Source organism: Bacillus sp. Root131 (assembly GCF_001429475.1).
GTDB classification, from domain to species: domain Bacteria; phylum Bacillota; class Bacilli; order Bacillales; family Bacillaceae_G; genus Bacillus_A; species Bacillus_A thuringiensis_S.
On sequence record NZ_LMJQ01000012.1, the window covers coordinates 185495 to 205620 of the forward strand.

The window sequence follows — 20126 nt, forward strand, 5'->3', positions numbered from 1 at the left end:
TCGGTAAGTCGATATATTCGGAAAATCGCTGATATAATTTTAATCAATACCCACAATTTCAAAAAAATAAGAGGTTCACCTAATGGGAACCCTCCTTTTTATGCTGCTATAACTTCTAAAACAGTACCTGTTTTAGCATCAACTAAAAATTCAAATCGTTCTTGTATATCATCTAACATTGTTGTAAGACCGCCGCGATAAACTTCATATGCGACATCATATTTTTCAAATGTCTCTGGAACCATATGTACCCAAGAGCCAGTAATTTCACCTTTATGACTTAATGCTTGTTTCACCATTTTCAATGCTTTTTCTGAAGAAATATGGGATTGTTCTTGTACTTTGTTTGCAACGAGATAACCAGCTGCGAACCCAACGCCAAGACCTGCTACTAAACCTTTCCAACTCATATATTCACCTCAATTCTATAAAATAAAAATAGTGTACCAATAATAATTATAAAGCAAATACAGTTAAAAAAGAAGAAACTAGAAACATTTCGAAAATTTCGTTACAATAAAAGAGGTATTCTACTAAGGTTTGAAAGAAGGGGACTTCGTGAATAAAGAGACATTACAATTATTTCGTACGTTAACAGAATTACAGGGGGCATCAGGTTTTGAACATGATGTACGCCGTTTTATGAAACAAGAATTAAGCAAATATGCGGATGAAATTGTACAAGACGGTTTAGGTAGCGTATTTGGTCTGAAAAAAGGGGACGAAACTGGCCCGCGTGTTCTTGTAGCAGGTCATATGGATGAAGTAGGTTTCATGGTTACACAAATTACGAAAAATGGAATGCTTCGTTTTCAAACGTTAGGCGGCTGGTGGAGCCAAGTTTTATTAGCACAGCGTGTACAAGTTATGACGAAGAATGGTCCTGTTATTGGGGTTGTTGGTTCTATTCCTCCTCATTTATTAAGTGACGCGCAACGTGCAAAACCGATGGATATAAAAAATATGTTAATTGATATAGGTGCAGATAGTTATGAAGATGCGATTGAAATTGGTGTAAAACCAGGACAACAAATCGTGCCGATTTGCCCATTCACACTGATGGCAAATGAGAAGAAAATTATGGCGAAAGCTTGGGACAACCGTTACGGATGTGGTCTTGCAATCGAATTGTTAAAAGAATTAAAAGATGAAACATTACCAAATACATTATATTCTGGTGCTACTGTACAAGAAGAAGTAGGCCTTCGCGGAGCGCAAACAGCTGCAAATATGATTCAACCAGACATTTTTTATGCGCTTGATGCAAGTCCAGCAAACGATGCATCTGGTGACAAAACGCAGTTCGGTCAATTAGGAAAAGGTGCTCTTCTTCGTATTTACGATCGCACGATGGTAACACATAGAGGAATGCGCGAATTCATTTTAGATACAGCAGAAACAAACAACATTCCGTACCAATACTTTATTTCACAAGGTGGTACAGATGCGGGCCGTGTACATACAAGTAACTCTGGTATCCCATCAGCAGTAATTGGTGTTTGTGCACGCTACATTCATACACATGCTTCAATTTTACATGTTGATGATTATGCAGCGGCGAAAGAATTAATTACGAAGCTTGTAAGAGCAACGGATAAAACGACGTTAGAGACAATTAAGAATAACGCGTAGAGAGGAAGAAGGGCTGAAGAGCCTTTCTTTTTTTGGCTTGAATAGATGACCCATCCATGTGTGGGAGCGGTCAGTGCCTAATTGGTGCTCGAATTGTATTAAGACACTGGGTAGGAAAAGAGAGGAAGACTGTTTTTGTGTTCGAAGACGGTAATGGTGAGGAAATCTACCTTCTTTTTGAGGTTGAATAGATGCCCGGGTGATGTATGGTAGTGATTAATGTTTAATTTAAGTAGGGCGAAATGATGAATGTATATAGAGGTGAATGAAATGAAAGTAGTAGTTGGATCGAAGAATAAAACGAAAGTTGGTGCTGTGGAGAAGGTTTGGAAAGATGCTACAATTACATCTCTCTCTGTTCCTTCAGGAGTAGCAAATCAGCCGTTTTCAGATGAAGAGACGATGCAAGGAGCGATTAATAGAGCGAAGCGAGCGCTAGAGGAAGGAGAAGCTCCAATTGGTATTGGGCTAGAAGGCGGTGTGATGAAAACGGAGCACGGTTTATTTATGTGTAACTGGGGCGCGCTAGCAACAAGTGATGGGAAAGTATTCGTGGCTGGAGGAGCGCGTATTACGTTACCAGACGATTTTTTAGCACCTCTTGAAGATGGCAAGGAGTTAAGTGAAGTGATGGAAGAGTTTGTACATAGAAAAGATATTCGTAGTCACGAAGGAGCGATTGGTATTTTTACAGATGATTATGTCGACCGCACGGAATTATTTGTACACGTTGTTAAGTTACTTGTTGGGCAATATAAGTATGACAAAAAGCAAGCATAAACCTTGCACCATGCGCGATGTATGGTAGTATAAAAGAAAGATTATAACATGAAAAATGCACTCGTTAGAGGAGGAAATATAGATGAAGTCATTAGAAAGCATGGAGCAATTCCAACAATTAAAAAATGAAGAGAATGTAGTCTTTATGTTCTCAGCAGAATGGTGCCCAGACTGCCGTTTTGTAGACCCATTTATGCCAGAAGTAGAAGAGAAATATAGTGATTTCTCATTTTACTATGTAGATCGTGATGAGTTTATTGATCTATGTGTAAAATTAGACGTATTTGGCATTCCGAGCTTTGTAGCGTACAATAAAGGTGAAGAAACTGGTCGCTATGTAAACAAAGATCGTAAAACACAAGAACAAATCGAAGAGTTCATTGAAGGTTTAAAATAAGGCAATTTGCCAATTGAATTGTAAAACAACCTCTACCTTCGCGGGGGAGGTTATTTTTTTGGAAGGGAGGAAAAAGAGATGAAGATGACAAGTAAAAAGATGAAAGACGAGTTAATGAAGAAATTATCTCGTCCAGAGTGGGACTTTCAGTATGATAGCGAGAAAGAGGTTCTACGTATAGAACAGAAAGACTCGAAAAAAGGTATTAACGTATCACTTCCAGGAGTTGTAGCAAAATGGGAAGTGAACAAAGAAAAGGCAATTGAAGAAGTTGCTTATTACGTACAAGAAGCGCTAATTGCGATGCATAAAGAAGAAAATAGCGGAGCAAAAATTTTACCTGTTATTCGTTCTACTTCTTTCCCGAAACAAGCAGAAGAAGGAAATCCGTTTATTATGACGGATCATACGGCGGAAACACGTATTTACTATGCGTTAGATTCGAATAAAACGTATCGACTAATTGATGAACGTCTGTTACAAAAATTAGAACTTACAGAACAGCAAGTGCGTGAAATGGCATTATTCAACGCACGCTCATTAGGTTATGAATTTAAACAAGACACAGTAGCGGGTAATACATTCTACTTTTTAAACACAAATGATGGGTATGACGCGACTCGTATTTTAAACGAATCGTTACTACAATCGATGCGTGAAAAGATTTCTGGTGACATGGTTGTTGCTGTTCCTCACCAAGATGTATTAATTATTGCTGATATCGTCAACGAAATCGGTTATGATATTATTGCACAAATGACAATGAAATTTTTTGCCGAAGGGCATGTTCCGATTACATCACTTTCATTCGTATATGAAGATGGAGAATTTGAACCAATCTTTATTTTAGCGAAAAATCGGAAGAAGACAGATGGAAAAGAGAAAGGATGAACGAAGTGAACGTTTTTTACAACCTTGAAGGAATTGGTGACACTTTAATTGTTGCCTTACAAGATATTACTTTAGAGAACCGTACTTTTGATCGCAAAGGAGATGTTGCACGCGTTTATGATCGTGAAAGCAACGTAACGGGAGGATTCAACATCTTTAATGCATCTTCTTATTTAGAAGTAACAGAAACAGGTAACCTTACATTAACGAAAGAGCTTGTTGAGAAAATCAACGAAATTTTAGCGAAGAACGGCTTTGAAGAAACAGTAGAAGCAGATCTTTCTCCGAAATTTGTTGTAGGTTATGTAGCTGAAAAAGAAAAGCATCCAAATGCTGATAAGTTAAACATCTGTAAAGTAGAAATCGGTACAGAAACATTACAAATCGTATGTGGCGCACCAAATGTTGATGCAGGACAAAAAGTTGTCGTTGCAAAAATCGGTGCTGTAATGCCAAGCGGTATGTTAATTAAGCCAGCTGAGCTTCGCGGTGTTCCTTCTTCTGGAATGATCTGCTCTGCACGTGAATTAGAGCTTCCAGACGCTCCACAAGAAAAAGGTATTCTTGTATTAGAAGATAGTTTTGAAGTTGGACAAGAATTTAAATTTTAATTGATATAAGAAAAGAGAGGTTGTCCTTTTGGGCAGCCTCTCTTTTTTGTCATTTTTGTTGGTAAGTCGAAATTTCGTGTTGAATCGTTAATATATTGAGAGTTGTGATAGATATACTCAAAAAATCGTAAATATGATAAAGGTGTCACCTTTTTTCTTAAAATCTATATTGTATTTTATAAACAAACTAGTTAAAATTTAGAAAAATAGAAGGGGATAGACGTATGAAACAACAACCAAAAATCGCAGAACTTCTAAAACGAATTGAAACTTCAAAACAGCAAGATGTTGAGCTAGGTACTTATGAAATATATGTGTTTAGTGAAAGTGAATTAGAAAAAGGACAAATCGGTTACCGATATGATAAACATAAAAATTCATTAATAAGTGAAGAAAACGGAAAGTGGCAAGAAGGATGGATTGCAATTGGATATGAAACGGATATGGGTGATCCAGTTTTCGTAAATATAGATGATAACGCTTATCCGGTTTATACTGCAGAGCGTGGTACAGAAACGTGGCATCCTGTTTATATTGGAAATATGGATGAGATTATAGGGCAATTATAAGAAAAACTTTGAATCCGGTGCAAAGTGATGGGAGAGAAGTATGAAGTATATAAAAATAATGAGCATGATTGCATTCATTGGAATATATATGGCTGGTTGTTCACAAGAGCAGCCGAAAAAAGAAACTACATCTTCTATACAAGAGAAAAGAAAAGATACCAAAGAAGATGCACCGGTAGAAAAGCAGCAAGAACAAGAAAAGAACGAAGAATCGCAAGCAATTAAAACGAATGAGCAAGTGGAGCATAAGCAGGAGGAAATGCCGACTGAAGAAAAGATAGAGGAAACTACACCGGTGCTGCCAACTGAGCAACCAGTGCAAAATAATGAACAAAAAGTAGAGAGTAATGAAAAACAAGAGAAGTTTCTCGTCGTTATTGATCCAGGGCATCAACAAAAAGCGAATTTAAATTTAGAGCCGATTGGGCCAGGGGCAACAACACAAAAATATAAAGTCACAGATGGTACAACTGGTGTTGTGACGAAAAAAAGAGAGGCCGTACTTGTATTAGAAATGGCTTTCGTATTAAAAGAAAAGTTAGAAGCGAAGGGAATGCAAGTATTAATGACGAGAACGTCACAAGACGTTGATATAAGTAATAAAGAACGGGCGACATTCGCAAACAATCATAAGGCAAATTTATTTTTACGTCTTCATGCAGATGGTTCTGAAAATCCAAACCAAAGTGGATTTGCTGTATTGACGCCAGCAGAAGACAGTCCGCATACGAAAGAGATTTATGCGGAAAGCCTTCAAATCTCTCAAATGATTTTAAATAAAATGAGGGAGAACCAGCAAGTGAAAGTAAATGGAATTAAATTCAGGGATGATCTTTCTGGATTTAATTGGTCCAAAGTACCTGGTGTACTATTAGAACTTGGGTTTATGTCAAATCTTGAAGAAGATAAAAAATTATCTGACCCGCAGTATGTAAATTCTTTATTGCAAAGTGTAACGGATAGTATAGATGCATATCGGAAGCGTAAAGCTTAAGCGCAGTCTTACATGAAAGGCTGCGTTTTTCCATATGAAACACTCGTAAATTAGAATATTGTGGATAAATATGACATGCTTAATTTTACCTGCACTTTTTGCCGAATGCTGATACAATAAAGGATGTTACTATTTAGTAGAAAGAGTGGTAAGCATGTTAGATTGGATGAAAAAGTTGTTTAACAAAGAGGAAGAACAAACAGCGTTGAATAAAGAAGTACAAAAGCAAATTGAAAGTCAGCCGAAAATTCCTCGTGTAAACCACTACACTGAAGCAAGAGAAGCACAAATGGCAAGTAGGAATGCAGGTAAATGCCGTTTTCCTTTAGTACCGGATAATGGGTTCGATGAAGAGGATGAAAGAGAAGTAGATCACTTCGAAGAACAACCTGTTCAAGGAGTAACATATGAAGAACCGACTGCTCAAAGAGGAATACAGGTGGAAAGAAGCAGACGACCGTATGTGGAAAAGGTAGTTTCTACATATGAAGAACCGGAAGTACAATATGAACCGGTGCGAGAGGCTGTCGTTAAAAAGGCATCTGCACCTTCGCAAGAGAGTAACCGTAGACCATTTCGTCCAACAGAAATGATTTCGCCAATTTATGGATATAATCGTCCTTCAGTAGAGAAAAAGGTTGAAAAGCAGGAGGAAGTAAAAGAAAGAGAAGATCTTGAAATATCTGTAGAGGGCAAAGCAGTTGTTGATGCATGGTTAGAGAAAAAAGGATATACATTATCAGATTTCTCAGAAGGGCAAGCAACGTCTTCTTCGCCTAGTCATGAATCGGTTGGTCAACAGGATAAAAAGCAAGAAAAATCAGTTGTTGATCAATGGCTAGAGAAAAACGGTTATGAAATCGAACGCCAAGAGCCTTTAGTAGAAGAAAAAGAAGTGATTCAAGGAATGAGTACACCGCAGGAAGTTTCAGCGGATGAATTACTTCATAAAACAGTAGCTGAGCAGATGGAAAGTGCTAAGCTAGAAAAAGATGTAGTGGTGTTAAACGAAAACAATCTACAAGAAGAATTAGTGGCTTCTAAAGTAGAGTACGAGGATACAATATTATCAGAAGAAATTAAACGTAATACAGAAATAAAACAACCTACTATTGAAGTGGAAAAGCAAGCTCCAGAAGAATCAGTGATTGTCAAAGCAGAAGAAAAACTTGCAGAAACAATCATTGTGGAAATACCAGAAGAGCCAGAAGAAGTGGAAGTAATTACAGAAACAGAAGAGCCAGAAGAAGTGGAAGTAATTATAGAAACAGAAGAGCTAGAAGAAGTAGAAGTAATTACAGAAACAGAAGAGCTAGAAGAAGTAGAAGTGATTGCAGAATCAGAAGAAGTGGAAGTAATTGCAGAAGCAGAAGAGTCAGAAGAAGTAGAAGTAATCGCAGAAGCAGAAGAGTCAGAAGAAGTGGAAGTAATTACAGAAACAGAAGAGCCAGAAGAAGTGGAAGTAATTGCAGAAGCGGAAGAGTCAGAAGAAGTAGAAGTAATTGCGGAAACAGAAGAGCTAGAAGAAGTGGAAGTAATTGCAGAAACGGAAGAGTCAGAAGAAGTAGAAGTGATTGCAGAAGCAGAAGAGCTAGAAGAAGTGGAAGTAATTGCGGAAACAGAAGAGCTAGAAGAAGTGGAAGTAATTGCAGAAATAAAAGCGCCTGTAGTAGAGACATTTGTAGCACTTGAGGAAATTCAGCAAGAAGATGAAGCGATTGAACAAAAGAGTGAATTCATACATGTAGCTGAGGCTGATGAACAGACAAAGAACGACGTTCAAAGCTTTGCGAATGTTTTACTTGCAGAAACAGAAGAAAATAAACGAGTTGTAGAAGAAGAGCCAGTCGCAGAAGAACAACGAGTTGTAGAAGAAACACCAGTCGCAGAAGAACAACGAGTTGTAGAAGAAGCGCCGGTCGCAGAAGAACAACCAGTTGTAAAAAAAGAAGAACCAAAACGTGAGAAAAAGCGTCATGTACCATTTAATGTTGTTATGTTGAAACAAGATAGAACACGATTAATGGAAAGACATGCAGCTAGGGCGAATGCAATGCAGCATTCTGTTAATGTACGAGTAGAGAATAGACCAGTGCAACAAGTAGTAGCAGAACCACAAGTGGAAGAACAACCAGTGCAACAAGTAGTAGCAGAACCACAAGTGGAAGAACAACTAGTGCAACAAGTAGTAGCAGAACCACAAGTGGAAGAACAACTAGTGCAACAAGTAGTAGCAGAACCACAAGTGGAAGAACAACCAATGCAGCAGGTGGTAGCAGAACCACAAGTGGAAGAACAACCAATGCAGCAGGTGGTAGTAGAATCACAAGTGGAAGAACAACCAATGCAGCAGGTGGTAGTAGAATCACAAGTGGAAGAACAACCAATGCAGCAGGTGGTAGTAGAATCACAAGTAGAAGAGCAATCAGTGCAGCAAGTAGTAGCAGAGCCACAAATGGAAGAACGCCCAGTGCAGCAAGTAGTGGAAGAGCAAGTACAAAAGCCAATTTCAAGTACGGAAGTACAAGAGAAAGCATATGTTGTAAATCAAAGAGAGAACGATATGCGAAATGTATTGCACACACCACCGACATACACTGTTCCGCCATTAGCGCTGTTGTCGATTCCGCAGCAATCAGCGCTAGATAATACAGAATGGTTAGATGAGCAAAAAGAATTATTAGATACAACGTTTAATAATTTTCATGTTGGAGCACATGTTATTAATGTATCGCAAGGGCCAGCAGTAACTCGTTTTGAAGTGCAACCAGACCCAGGCGTGAAAGTAAATAAAATTACCAATTTAAGTGATGATATTAAGTTAAGTTTAGCTGCGAAAGATATTCGTATTGAAGCGCCGATTCCAGGGAAGAGTGCGATTGGAATTGAGGTTCCAAATAAAGAAAGTAAGCCAGTATTTCTTCGTGAAATTTTAAGAAGTCCTGTATTCACAAAGAGTGAATCACCGCTTACTGTTGCGCTTGGACTTGATATTTCAGGTGATCCAATTGTAACAGATATTCGAAAAATGCCGCACGGACTTATTGCGGGTGCAACGGGTTCAGGTAAAAGTGTGTGTATTAACGCGATTTTAACGAGTATTTTATATAAAGCGAAACCGCATGAAGTGAAGTTAATGTTAATTGATCCGAAGATGGTTGAGCTTGCACCATACAATTCTGTTCCACATCTTGTAGCACCTGTTATTACGGATGTAAAAGCAGCGACAGCGGCTTTAAAGTGGGCAGTCGAAGAGATGGAACGCCGTTATGAATTGTTTGCGCACGCTGGTGCTCGTGATTTAACTCGTTACAATACGATTGTAAGTGAGCGAGAAATTCCAGGAGAAACATTACCTTATATCGTTATTGTCATTGACGAGTTAGCCGACTTAATGATGGTAGCACCTGGTGATGTTGAGGAAGCGATTTGTCGTATTGCGCAAAAAGCACGTGCTTGTGGTATTCATTTATTAGTAGCGACGCAGCGTCCATCTGTAGATGTTATTACAGGTTTAATTAAGTCAAACATTCCAACGCGTATTGCGTTTACTGTATCATCTCAAGTTGATTCGCGTACGATTATTGATATTGGAGGCGCGGAGAAATTACTTGGCCGTGGTGATATGTTATTTTTAGGGAACGGTACATCTAAGCCAGTTCGTGTACAAGGTGTATATGTATCGGATGATGAGATTGAAAAGACAGTTGATCATGTGAGAAAGCAAATGAAGCCGAATTACTTATTTAAGCAAGAGGATTTATTAGCGAAAACAGAACAGGCTGAGTCGGAAGACGAATTGTTCTTTGAAGCATGTCAATTTGTTGTAGAACAAGGGGGAGCGTCCACATCTTCTGTACAGCGAAAATTCCGCATCGGTTATAATCGCGCGGCACGTCTCATTGAGGAGATGCAATCGCAAGGAATTATTTCTGAAGCAAGAGGGACGAAGCCAAGAGATGTCCTTATTTCTGAGGATGAATTCGCTGCTATGCAGGAAACGAATGTATAGTCCACGGTTTTGCTGTATACTAATAGAAAATGTTGGATAGTAAAGTAGGGAGTAAAGCGACATGAAAGAAATTGAATTAAAATTAAAAGGTGAAATAAATCGACTAACAAATAAAACATTTAAATTTGACGAACGAGTTGGAGAAGGTTGGTTCTCCGCGGTTTACTTTTTAAAAACTAGAGAAATTATTGAAGAATTTCGCCCGAAAAGTGTTGTAACGATGCAATTTTTCCAAAAAGAAAATGCAGTTCTTTGCGGAACAGATGAAGTAATTGCATTGCTACAAACATTCGCTAAAAATCCTGAGGAACTTGAAATTAACTCTTTAAAAGATGGCGATAAAATTAGTCCATTTGAAACAGTGTTAACAATTCATGGTCCTTATGAGAATTTCGGATTTTTAGAAGGTGTTATTGATGGGATTTTAGCTCGTCGTACATCGGTTGCAACAAACGTATATAATGTTGTCCAAGCTGCGCGTAGTGTAGATAAAGAAAAACCAGTTATTTTCATGGGAGATCGTGACGATCATTATACACAACAAGCAGGTGACGGTTATGCAGCATACATCGGAGGTATGAGCGCACAAGCGACGCATGCAATGAATGAATGGTGGGGCAGAAGTGGTATGGGAACAATGCCTCACGCATTAATTCAAATGTTTAATGGTGATGTTGTAGAAGCGGCAAAAGCATATCATAAGAAATTTCCAGAAGATGAATTAGTTGTACTAATTGATTACAATAATGATGTTATTACAGATGCACTTCGTGTAGCGCGTGAATTTGGATCAACATTAAAAGGTGTGCGTGTAGATACGTCTCGCACAATGATTGATCAATACTTTATTCGCCACCCAGAAGTACTTGGAACATTTGATCCACGTGGTGTAAATCCATCTCTTGTATTTGCACTTCGCAAGGCGCTTGATGAAGAAGGATTCCAGCATGTAGACATCGTTGTAACTGGTGGATTTGATGAAAAGCGTATTCGTGAATTTGAAGCTCAAAAGGTACCTGTTGACATATATGGGGTAGGGAGTAGCTTGTTAAAAATGAATATTGGCTTTACTGGTGATAATGTAGAATTAAATGGGAAACCAGAAGCAAAAGCTGGTCGTAAATATCGTCCAAACCCACGTTTAGAGCGTGTTCAATTAGAAAAAAGAGAAGATATGTAAAAGAGAGAAAAACTGATAGGTGATTGACCCTATCAGTTTTTCTGTTATCATAGTATAGCGGCTTCTTTTTTGCTATAATGGACTTGTTATGGACATATAAAGAAGTACGTACGAGTTTATCCTGATAAGTGAAGGGAAAGAATAACCTCACTACATCAAAAATGTATGATGATTACCAAAATAAGAAAAGATTCATATACTGTCTTATAGATAGGCCGTTGTATTAGTTCGAAATGTTGGAGGTTCTTTAAGATGACAGTTTACCATTTTGTAGGAATTAAAGGAACAGGAATGAGTTCATTAGCGCAAATTCTTCATGATATGAAGCATACTGTTCAAGGGTCTGATTATGAAAAGCGTTTCTTTACACAAACAGCGTTAGAAAAGCGTAGTATCTCGATCCTTCCTTTTGATAAGAATAATGTAGAAGAAGGACAAGTGATTATTGCAGGAAATGCATTTCCTGATACGCATGAAGAAATCGTAGCAGCAAAAGAATTAAACATCCCAGTACATCGTTACCATCACTTCTTAGGTGACCTTATGAGCCAATACACAAGTGTTGCTGTAACTGGTGCACACGGAAAGACATCAACAACAGGTTTGTTAGCCCATGTAATGCAAGGTGCACATCCTACATCTTACCTTATTGGAGATGGAACAGGGCATGGGGTAGAAAATAGTAAGTATTTTGTATTTGAAGCTTGTGAGTATCGTCGTCATTTCTTGTCTTACAATCCAGACTATGCAATTATGACGAATATTGATTTTGATCATCCAGATTATTTTGCAGACATCAATGATGTATTCAGTGCATTCCAAGAGATGGCATTGCAAGTGAAAAAAGGCATTATTGCATGTGGAGATGATGAAGAACTTCAAAAAATTCAAGCGAAAGTACCTGTTATTTTCTATGGATTTGGAGAAGATAATGATTTCCAAGCACGTAACATCCAAAAGAGAACAGATGGCACGATATTCGATGTATTCGTTCGTAATACGTACTATGACACGTTCAAAATTACAGGATACGGCAATCACAGCGTATTAAATGCGTTAGCAGTAATCGCACTTTGCCATTATGAAAACGTTGATGTAGAAGCAGTAAAACATCAATTAACAACTTTTGAAGGCGTAAAACGTCGCTTTAATGAAAAGCCGATGGGAGAGCAAGTTATTATCGATGACTACGCACACCATCCGACAGAAATTAATGCAACGATTGAAGCAGCTCGTCAAAAACATCCAGAGCGTGAAGTTGTCGCTGTATTCCAGCCGCATACATTCTCACGTACAGAAAAGTTCTTAGATGAGTTCGCTGAAAGCTTAAGCAAAGCTGATCAAGTATACTTATGTGATATTTTCGGATCAGCACGCGAAAACAAAGGTGAATTAACAATTGAAGATCTGCAAAAGCGTATTGATGGTGCAGAACTAATTACAGATACAACAACGGATGTATTAAAGAAACATAAAAACGGCGTTCTAATTTTCATGGGCGCAGGTGACATCCAAAAATTCGAAGCAGCTTACGTAAAAGAAGTTCAAGTTGCAGAGAAATAATAGAAAAGACGCATAGCTGTGGCTGTGCGTCTTTTTTGTTGTGTTCAACTTTTATCCCGCATTAACGTGCAATAAGACCCCCACTGATTAAAGTTTCACTTTATTTATGTATTGACCTAGAGCTAACTCTAGGTTGTAAGATGAAAATGTAAAAACAAGGGGGAGAGAACATGTATAAAATCGGCGAAGTAGCAGAATTAACAGGGATGAGCATTCACACTTTGCGCTACTATGAGAAATTAGGTTTATTACCACCACCAACGCGAAATAGCGGTATTCGTCAATATACAGAAGGCGATGTACGTTTATTAAAATTTTTATATTCATTAAAACAAACTGGGATGTCATTAGAAGAGATAGCTGAGTTTGCAAGTGATGGGTGCATTATAGAGGAAATTAGGCAGAAGAAAGAGGAAGTACCAGCGAAAGTAAAAAAGAGAATTTCCATTTTAACAACTCACTTGGAGCGATTAAAAGAACAGCAGGAACAATTGCAAAAAGTTGTTCAGCTAACGGAGGAGAAGTTAGAAATTTATTACGGTTTTCTAGAAGAAAAAGACTTGGAGGCCGGCAATGAAAAATAAAGTATATACGCAGTTATTAGGTTTTGCGATATTTACTGGTGGGACATTTAATGCTTCGAAATATGCGGTGCAGTATTTCGAAGCAATTCATATAGCAGCATGGCGTTTTGGGATTGCTGCATTTGTGATGTTATGTTTGTTAAAAATACGAAAAGATTTTGATTTGGAAGTATGGATGCAGAATAGGACCTATTATCTTTTGCTAGGTATTGTTGGTGTATTCGGCTTTAACTTCTTTTTCTTTTTAGGAATGAAATATACAGAAGCTGTTAATGGTGCACTTATTATGGCGACAAATCCTCTCGTTACGACGCTGTTAGCAAGTGTCATTTTACGAGAGAAAATTGTGAAGCGTCAAGCAATTGGAATGTTACTTGCACTAATTGGCGTTGTTTTTGTACTTACACAAGGTTCGTTTACAATACTACAACATTTATCATTTTCAAAAGGGGATTTTTATATTTTATTAGGGAATATTTGCTGGGCGTTATACGGCGTGCTAGGCAGAAGGTTTATTAAAACTGGTAATCCAATACAAACGACGACATATACGATGACTATTGGTGCACTTGCCTTTATTATCATATCTTCTACACAAAAAAGTATAGTACCAGTTTTAGAAATTCCTTGGTTGGCATGGGGAGCGATTCTCTTTATGGCAATTGGAATGAGTGTGCTTGGTTACTTATGGTGGAATAATGGAATTGCTCAAATTGGGGCAGCAAGGACATCTTTATTTTTTAATCTAGTGCCTGTTGTTACAATACTTATTTCTTTTATTGAAGGAGTCAATATAACATCTGCACAATCTGTAGGAATGATATTAGTTATTACGGGAATATTGTATTCTTCTGGTTTTATACAAAGAAAATCAAAAGAAAGTGTTAATATTTAACTTTTTACATCTAAAAATGTTAGAATAATAAGAAAATAAAAAGGGGACTAAAAAACATGTTCACACTTCGAGTAGATGACGAAATCGAACTACAATTACTAGAAAAACATCATAAAGAAGAATTATATCAATTAATAGACCAAAACCGTAATCATTTACGAAAATGGCTTCCTTGGGTAGATGGGACAAAATCTGCTGATGCTTATGATGAGATTTTTCCGATGTGGTTAAAGAAATTTGCAGAGGGAGACGGTTTTGAAAGTGGTATACGTTACAAAGGAAAGCTTGTTGGGATGGTAGGTATTCATCCAGTGAGCTGGGGGAAGAGAGCGGCGAGTCTTGGGTATTACCTTGCAGAAGATGCTGGAGGAAAAGGCGTTATGACACGTAGCGTAAAGGCTGTGCTTCACTATGCATTTGAGAATTTAAAATTAAATAAAATGGAAATTAGATGCGGTGTTGAAAATGTGAAAAGCCGCGCTATTCCAGAGCGTTTAGGGTTTAAATTAGATGGTATTTTAAGAGATGAAGAATGGTTATATGATCATTTTCATGATATCGCTGTATATAGTTTATTAGCTTCAGAATGGAAAGATATTCGATGAACGAGAAGATTCGTATTATTCCGTATGAAAGTACGTTTCAAGAGGAAGTAGTAGATCTTATCGTTCATATTCAGCAAAAAGAGTATAATGTTCCCATTACGAAAGAAGAGCAACCTGATTTACTTGAAATAGAAACATTCTATCAAAAGGATCACGGAAACTTTTGGGTAGCACTTTATGATGGGAAAGTAGTTGGAACAGTAGCTTTATTAGATATTGAGAATAATCAAGTAGCACTAAGAAAAATGTTCGTACAAAAAGAGTTTCGTGGAAAAGAATGTGGCGCGTCATATATGTTGCTTCAAACAGCAATTTCATGGGCTGAGGATAAAAAGTTGAAAGATATTTATTTAGGAACAACAGTAAAATTTTTAGCGGCACATCGCTTTTATGAAAAGAATGGTTTTCAAAGTGTGAGTATAGATGAGTTGCCGAAAAACTTTCCAGTGTTACAGGTAGATAAGAAATTTTATAGGTACATTGTGAAAAAGGTCATCTAGAAATGGCCTTTTTCTATGAACCAAAATGGAAATAGTGGTATAATTTGGATTAGGGGGTGTAGGTATGAACTTTCCAATTCAAAGAAGTAAGTCAGTAGTCATTTTCGTTTGTCTTACGTTAGCTTTTATGTGTATATATCCAATTGTCATGCTTTTCACTAATAAAGCGCATTGGATGTCAGCGTTGATTGGGATGGGTTTATGCTTCATTGTAAATGTACCACTCGTTTGGGAAGTATTTATTAAAAAACATAAAGTAGAAAATGGCGTATTAAAGTACGGTATTCTAAATGATGATGTTGTATTAAAAGATATAAGAGTTGTTCGTCAAGTTGGAAAGTATCTTGAAATTACGACGAATGCATATAAAGTACATATGGTTGCGATGCCGCAAGATATGAATGAATTTTTGGCGCTTATCGAGAAAGAAAATCCACATGTGAAAATAGAAATGGTAGGGAAGAAATAAAAAAACGCTCGGAGAAAATTCCGAGCGTTTTTATTATTATTTTAAGTTCTCTGGATTTAGAGCTTCTAGTTCAGGTACAATGAAGCGTCCATCTTTACGGATTAGTACGTCGTCGAAGTAAATTTCGCCGCCGCCGTATTCAGGGCGTTGGATGCATACTAAGTCCCAATGGATGTTCGAGTTGTTACCGTTCCATGCATCGTCGTAAGCTTGTCCAGGAGTGAAGTGGAAGCTGCCATCGATTTTTTCATCGAATAGGATGTCTCCCATTGGATGTAAGATGTATGGGTTTACGCCGATTGCGAACTCACCAACGTAGCGTGCGCCTTCGTCTGTATCGAAGATTTTGTTAATGCGTTCTGAATCGTTTGCAGTTGCTTCAACGATTTGACCGTTCTCGAACTTAAGTTGTACATTTTCAAATGTATAACCGTTGTAAGGAGATGGTGTGTTGTAAGAAACTGTACCGTTAACAGAATCACGAACTGGTGCAGAGTATACTTCACCGTCTGGAATGTTTAAATGACCTGAGCATTTAATAGCTGGAATGTCTTTAATAGAGAATGTTAAGTCAGTTCCAGGACCAGTTAAACGAACTTTATCTGTTTTATTCATTAATGTAACAAGGCTATCCATCGCCTTATCCATTTTACCGTAGTCTAAGTTACAAACTTCGAAGTAGAAGTCTTCGAAAGCTTCTGTGCTCATTTTAGCAAGCTGTGCCATAGAAGCATTTGGGTAGCGAAGAACAACCCAACGTGTTTTTGGAACGCGAATATCTCTATGAACTTTTTTCCCAACTGTTTGGCCATGAACTTTCATGCGCTCACTTGGAACGTCAGCCTGTTCATTAATATTATCGCCAGAGCGAAGACCGATATAAGCGTCCATGTCTTTCATTACGCTTGCTTCATATGCAGCGATTTGTTCGAAATGTTCTTCAGTAGCACCCATTAATAAAGAGCGATCTACTTGATGATCTTTTAAAGAGACGAATGGGAAACCACCAGCTGCATATGCTTCTTTTACAAGTGCAGTTACAAGTTCTTTTTGTAAGCCAAAGTTTTCAATTAATACTTTTTCGCCTTTTTGTAAGCAAATAGAGTAGTTAATTAAATTGTATGCTAACTTTTCAATACGTGGATCTTTCATATGTAAAGCCTCCCTACTAATTATGTATCCTCTCCTATTGTAACCTACTTAGTGGAATTTGTTGAATGATTTATGTTACAGTTAACGAATAAGTATGAAAATTCTAATGATGAGATAGGGATTAGAATGAAACGGAAAATGATTGTATAATAGGGGAAAGTATGAAAAAGATAAAGGAAGTGATGAAATGCAAGTTCTTTTATATGTAAGTGCGGCTATTATCGCGGTTGCTTTCGCAGTATTAGTTGTGTATGTATGCAGAACGTTGTTATCGGTTCAGAAGACGTTAGAAAACGTTGCAAGCACGTTAGAAGGTTTAGAAAAACAAATGCAAGGAATTAGCGTAGAGACAGAGCAATTATTACATAAAACGAATGCGTTAGCTGATGATATTCAACAGAAGTCACAGTCATTAAATAAAGTGGTAGCGGGTGTAGATGGGATTGGAACGACAATCCAATCTTTAAATACGAAGCTTCGTAATGTATCAGACTCTGTAACGGACGAAATTGAAAATAACGCTGATAAAGTAGCGCAAGTTGTACAGTGGAGCAGTGCGGCGATTGAAGTATACAATCATTACCGTGCGTCGAGACAAGAGAAGAAGGTTGAAAAAGAAGAGCGTAAATTAGAAAGAATTGAGAAAAACGCTGAAAAGAAAGAGAAGCGCTCTAGATTTCGTATGAGAGGTGAATCGTGATGAATATGACAAAGCTTGAAACAATTGAAGAGCTTGAAGTCTTAGTAGAAAAGAATGAGCCGTATGTTCTTTTTAAACATAGTACGACATGCCCGATTAGTCACGGTGCATACACAGAATTTCAAGCGTATTGCAGTGAAGAAAGAGAAGTGCCAGCGTATTACTTATACGTACAAGATGCGAGAGATGTGTCAAATCGTGTTGCAGAACAATACAGTATTAGACATGAATCACCGCAAGTGTTATACATAAAAGATGGGATGGTAGTATGGAATACATCTCATTGGAATATTAAAAAAGATGCTTTAGAAGAGAATATAAAGTAAAAAGAAGCAAGCTAAAGGTGCTTGCTTCTTTTTTTTTGTTTTTGTTGAAATATATTTAGTGGTACACTATTAATAGTTCAAACTAAATAACTAGATTGTTGAAAGTAGGTTTTAAGTAATGAAGAAAATGGCATTATCCTTCGCAGTCGTAAGTTTATTACTGGGAGCTTGTAGTAACAATAGTAATACGATTAGTAAGAAGGATGAAGTTATACAAAAAGATACAAAAGAAAAAAGTATGATTCCGAGAACTGCTGTTTCTAAAGATTATTATAGAACTGTTATTCCTTTAAAAGAACAAAAGGTTATTAATACAGCTAATATAAAAACAAATTCTAAATTAGATTTAGCAGAGTATGAAAATGGTTTAATAAATATTGCAACGCAGCAATTTGATACAGAGAGTCACGTACTGCAATTAAATCAGTATATTCCAGAGAAACTAGTTGATGAACTAGTTGCGAAAGTAGAAGCGCCAGTTTTGACGAATATTATAGAACAAGACTATTTCGGAAAACAGAATTCAAATGAATTAAGTTTATCTGGTGTTATGATTGGCTTAGCTATGTCTTCAAGTGTATCGAATGAAGAAGCTATGTCTAAAGGGTCTGAAGTTGCTAAACAACTTATTGAAGCTATTAATAAAAATGATAAATATAACAAATCTCCAATTACGTTTGCTATCTTTAAGCAAGAAAGTACAAGTTCTTTAAAAAATGGTACGTATATTGCTAGTGCTACTGTTCAAAAGAATGATACGAACCTTGGAAATTGGAGTACAATTGATGAAAAGTCGTATTCATATCCTTCTGATGAATTTACACAAGCACATGGAGAAGATAATACAAAAATAACTAACTTTGCTAAGGAAATAAAAGGTTTTTCTACTGGAGATTTTATTCCAGTCAACGCAAAAGTTTCTTATAAGAAAGATCAAATGGATACATTAAATATGAATATTGTTATTAAATATAACGGTAAAACAGAATTAATGGCTCTTACCCAATTGGCTGCGCAAGGTATGTTGGACAAATTGCCTAAAGATGCGAAAGTACAATTACAGATCAAGTCCGAGAGTAAAATTGAGGCCGTTATTATAAAAGAGAAAAACAGTGATAAACCGTTTGTTTCCTTCTTGTAAAAAAGACAGTATGTAAACTGTCTTTTTTTTTATTTTAAATGAAAATATACAATGTTTTTTGATGATAATTCATTGCTGTATATCGTGTGACAATCGTATATGTATCAACTATAATAAATTATCTTAAAAAAGTAATATATAGGAATTTGAAAGATGTGGCTTTTTTATGGCATCACAACAATTAGGTCGTTTACGTTCTGAAATTGATCAACTTAATTTACAAATATTAGAGTTATTAAACGAAAGAGGTCGTCTCGTACAAGAAGTTGGTACTTTAAAAGAAGTATAAGGTGTGAAACGTTTTGATCCTGTACGTGAAAGAAATATGCTGGATTTAATTGTAGAGAATAATAATGGTCCATTTGAAACTTCGACTTTACAACATATTTTCAAACAAATTTTTCAAGTTGGCTTAGAGTTACAAGAAGAGGATCATCGTAAAGCACTACTTGTGTCTTGTAAGAAAAAATAGAAGATACGATTGTTGAAATTAATGGTGAAAAAATTGGTAACGGAAATTAGCATTTTATTATGGGACCGTGTGCAGTGGAAAGTTATGAACAAGTACGTCAAGTTGCTGAAGCAATGAAAGAGCAACGCGTAATACGCTTGATATTTCCGCTGTACCGATTTTAAAGAAAGAGACACATTTACCTGTCGTTTTTGATGTAACGCATTCTACAGAGAGACGTGACCTTCTCTTACTAACTGCAAAAGCAGCGATGGCAATTGGTGCAAACGCAATTATGGCTGAAGTACATCCAAATCCAGCTGTAGCTTTATCAGATGCGGCGCAGCAAATGAATATCCCGCAGTTCAATGATTTTATGAATGAATTAAAATCATTTGGAAGTAAATTATAAAAACTTTTAATGAGCTGTTCCAAAAAGGCATTTTGGGACAGCTGTATAGCGACTGTCATTGTCGATTTTTGTTGGGAAGTTGGTATATTAAAAAAATCGCTGATATAATTAGAGTTGTGGTCGATATATTTGGGAAATCGCCGATATATTTCGAGTTACGGTTCATATATTCGAAAAATCGCCGATATAAATTTCATTTACTATCGTACTGCTTAAAATAAGATTTCTACTTAGGAAATATCTATTTTTTTACAAAAAATGC

At 36.9% G+C, this 20126-nt stretch carries 22 protein-coding genes and 1 pseudogene; 21 read left to right on the top strand and 2 right to left on the bottom strand.

Going from position 1 to position 20126, the window contains the following annotated elements; translation table 11 throughout:
• Window positions 1–98: 98 nt before the first annotated feature.
• Window positions 99–410 (bottom strand): PepSY domain-containing protein, encoded by a 312-nt coding sequence (locus tag ASE54_RS21840; protein WP_000118541.1) that lies wholly within the window; start codon window positions 408–410, stop codon window positions 99–101.
• Window positions 411–558: 148 nt separating this feature from the next.
• Between ASE54_RS21840 and ASE54_RS21845 the strand changes: the two genes are divergently transcribed.
• The 15 genes from ASE54_RS21845 to ASE54_RS21915 all read left to right on the top strand — a co-directional run bounded on the left by ASE54_RS21845 (window position 559) and on the right by ASE54_RS21915 (window position 15682).
• Complete coding sequence (locus ASE54_RS21845; RefSeq protein ID WP_014895351.1) at window positions 559–1632, top strand: M42 family metallopeptidase; 1074 nt, start codon at window positions 559–561, stop codon at window positions 1630–1632.
• Window positions 1633–1902: 270 nt separating this feature from the next.
• Entirely contained in the window at window positions 1903–2412 is a 510-nt protein-coding gene (locus ASE54_RS21850) for a DUF84 family protein (protein WP_000869954.1), read from the top strand.
• Between the two features lie 82 nt (window positions 2413–2494).
• A complete protein-coding gene (locus ASE54_RS21855; protein WP_000838193.1) occupies window positions 2495–2809 on the top strand; it encodes a thioredoxin family protein in 315 nt (104 codons plus the stop codon).
• Window positions 2810–2887: 78 nt separating this feature from the next.
• Window positions 2888–3700: a DUF1444 domain-containing protein gene (locus ASE54_RS21860; protein WP_000784606.1), complete on the top strand. Its 813-nt coding sequence runs from the start codon at window positions 2888–2890 to the stop codon at window positions 3698–3700.
• Entirely contained in the window at window positions 3697–4311 is a 615-nt protein-coding gene (ytpR, locus tag ASE54_RS21865) for a YtpR family tRNA-binding protein (protein ID WP_001006777.1), read from the top strand. Before ASE54_RS21860 ends, ytpR begins: the two co-directional genes overlap by 4 nt.
• A 224-nt stretch (window positions 4312–4535) precedes the next feature.
• Window positions 4536–4880, top strand: coding sequence for a hypothetical protein (locus ASE54_RS21870; protein ID WP_000813351.1), 345 nt, complete (start codon window positions 4536–4538; stop codon window positions 4878–4880).
• Window positions 4881–4920: 40 nt separating this feature from the next.
• Window positions 4921–5874, top strand: a complete 954-nt coding sequence (locus tag ASE54_RS21875; protein WP_000874051.1) for an N-acetylmuramoyl-L-alanine amidase — start codon at window positions 4921–4923, stop codon at window positions 5872–5874.
• Between the two features lie 154 nt (window positions 5875–6028).
• Window positions 6029–9886, top strand: coding sequence for a DNA translocase FtsK (locus tag ASE54_RS21880; RefSeq protein WP_014895350.1), 3858 nt, complete (start codon window positions 6029–6031; stop codon window positions 9884–9886).
• A 61-nt stretch (window positions 9887–9947) separates the two neighbouring features.
• Entirely contained in the window at window positions 9948–11066 is a 1119-nt protein-coding gene (locus tag ASE54_RS21885; RefSeq protein ID WP_000658372.1) for a nicotinate phosphoribosyltransferase, read from the top strand.
• Between the two features lie 252 nt (window positions 11067–11318).
• Entirely contained in the window at window positions 11319–12629 is a 1311-nt protein-coding gene (murC, locus tag ASE54_RS21890) for a UDP-N-acetylmuramate--L-alanine ligase (RefSeq protein WP_000219469.1), read from the top strand.
• Window positions 12630–12799: 170 nt separating this feature from the next.
• Entirely contained in the window at window positions 12800–13213 is a 414-nt protein-coding gene (locus tag ASE54_RS21895; protein ID WP_000276608.1) for a MerR family transcriptional regulator, read from the top strand.
• Window positions 13203–14108, top strand: coding sequence for a DMT family transporter (locus ASE54_RS21900; protein WP_000792471.1), 906 nt, complete (start codon window positions 13203–13205; stop codon window positions 14106–14108). Before ASE54_RS21895 ends, ASE54_RS21900 begins: the two co-directional genes overlap by 11 nt.
• 56 nt (window positions 14109–14164) lie before the next feature.
• On the top strand, window positions 14165–14713 hold the full coding sequence (locus ASE54_RS21905) for a GNAT family protein (protein ID WP_000494654.1): 549 nt from the start codon (window positions 14165–14167) through the stop codon (window positions 14711–14713).
• Entirely contained in the window at window positions 14710–15213 is a 504-nt protein-coding gene (locus tag ASE54_RS21910; protein ID WP_001003147.1) for a GNAT family N-acetyltransferase, read from the top strand. Before ASE54_RS21905 ends, ASE54_RS21910 begins: the two co-directional genes overlap by 4 nt.
• Window positions 15214–15277: 64 nt before the next feature.
• Window positions 15278–15682 carry a PH domain-containing protein gene (locus ASE54_RS21915; RefSeq protein WP_001010622.1) on the top strand — a complete coding sequence of 135 codons (405 nt, stop codon included), beginning with the start codon at window positions 15278–15280 and terminating at the stop codon, window positions 15680–15682.
• Between the two features lie 36 nt (window positions 15683–15718).
• Here the strand turns inward: ASE54_RS21915 and ASE54_RS21920 are convergent, their stop codons facing one another.
• Window positions 15719–16834, bottom strand: a complete 1116-nt coding sequence (locus ASE54_RS21920; RefSeq protein ID WP_000654719.1) for an aminopeptidase — start codon at window positions 16832–16834, stop codon at window positions 15719–15721.
• A gap of 187 nt (window positions 16835–17021) precedes the next feature.
• Here ASE54_RS21920 and ASE54_RS21925 point away from each other — a divergent pair, with 187 nt between their 5' ends.
• The 6 genes and pseudogenes from ASE54_RS21925 to ASE54_RS21950 all read left to right on the top strand — a co-directional run.
• Window positions 17022–17534 (top strand): DUF948 domain-containing protein, encoded by a 513-nt coding sequence (locus ASE54_RS21925; protein WP_001197721.1) that lies wholly within the window; start codon window positions 17022–17024, stop codon window positions 17532–17534.
• Complete coding sequence (gene ytxJ, locus ASE54_RS21930) at window positions 17534–17860, top strand: bacillithiol system redox-active protein YtxJ (protein WP_001057469.1); 327 nt, start codon at window positions 17534–17536, stop codon at window positions 17858–17860. The genes ASE54_RS21925 and ytxJ overlap by 1 nt, the downstream gene beginning before the upstream one ends.
• Window positions 17861–17978: 118 nt before the next feature.
• Window positions 17979–19001, top strand: a complete 1023-nt coding sequence (locus ASE54_RS21935) for a CamS family sex pheromone protein (RefSeq protein WP_000738029.1) — start codon at window positions 17979–17981, stop codon at window positions 18999–19001.
• Window positions 19002–19167: 166 nt separating this feature from the next.
• Window positions 19168–19290 carry a chorismate mutase gene (locus tag ASE54_RS37635; protein WP_000168213.1) on the top strand — a complete coding sequence of 41 codons (123 nt, stop codon included), beginning with the start codon at window positions 19168–19170 and terminating at the stop codon, window positions 19288–19290.
• Between the two features lie 3 nt (window positions 19291–19293).
• A complete protein-coding gene (locus ASE54_RS37640) occupies window positions 19294–19473 on the top strand; it encodes a chorismate mutase (RefSeq protein ID WP_000819174.1) in 180 nt (59 codons plus the stop codon).
• Between the two features lie 121 nt (window positions 19474–19594).
• A pseudogene (locus ASE54_RS21950) lies at window positions 19595–19864 on the top strand (chorismate mutase); the annotation flags it as partial.
• Window positions 19865–20126 lie beyond the last annotated feature (262 nt).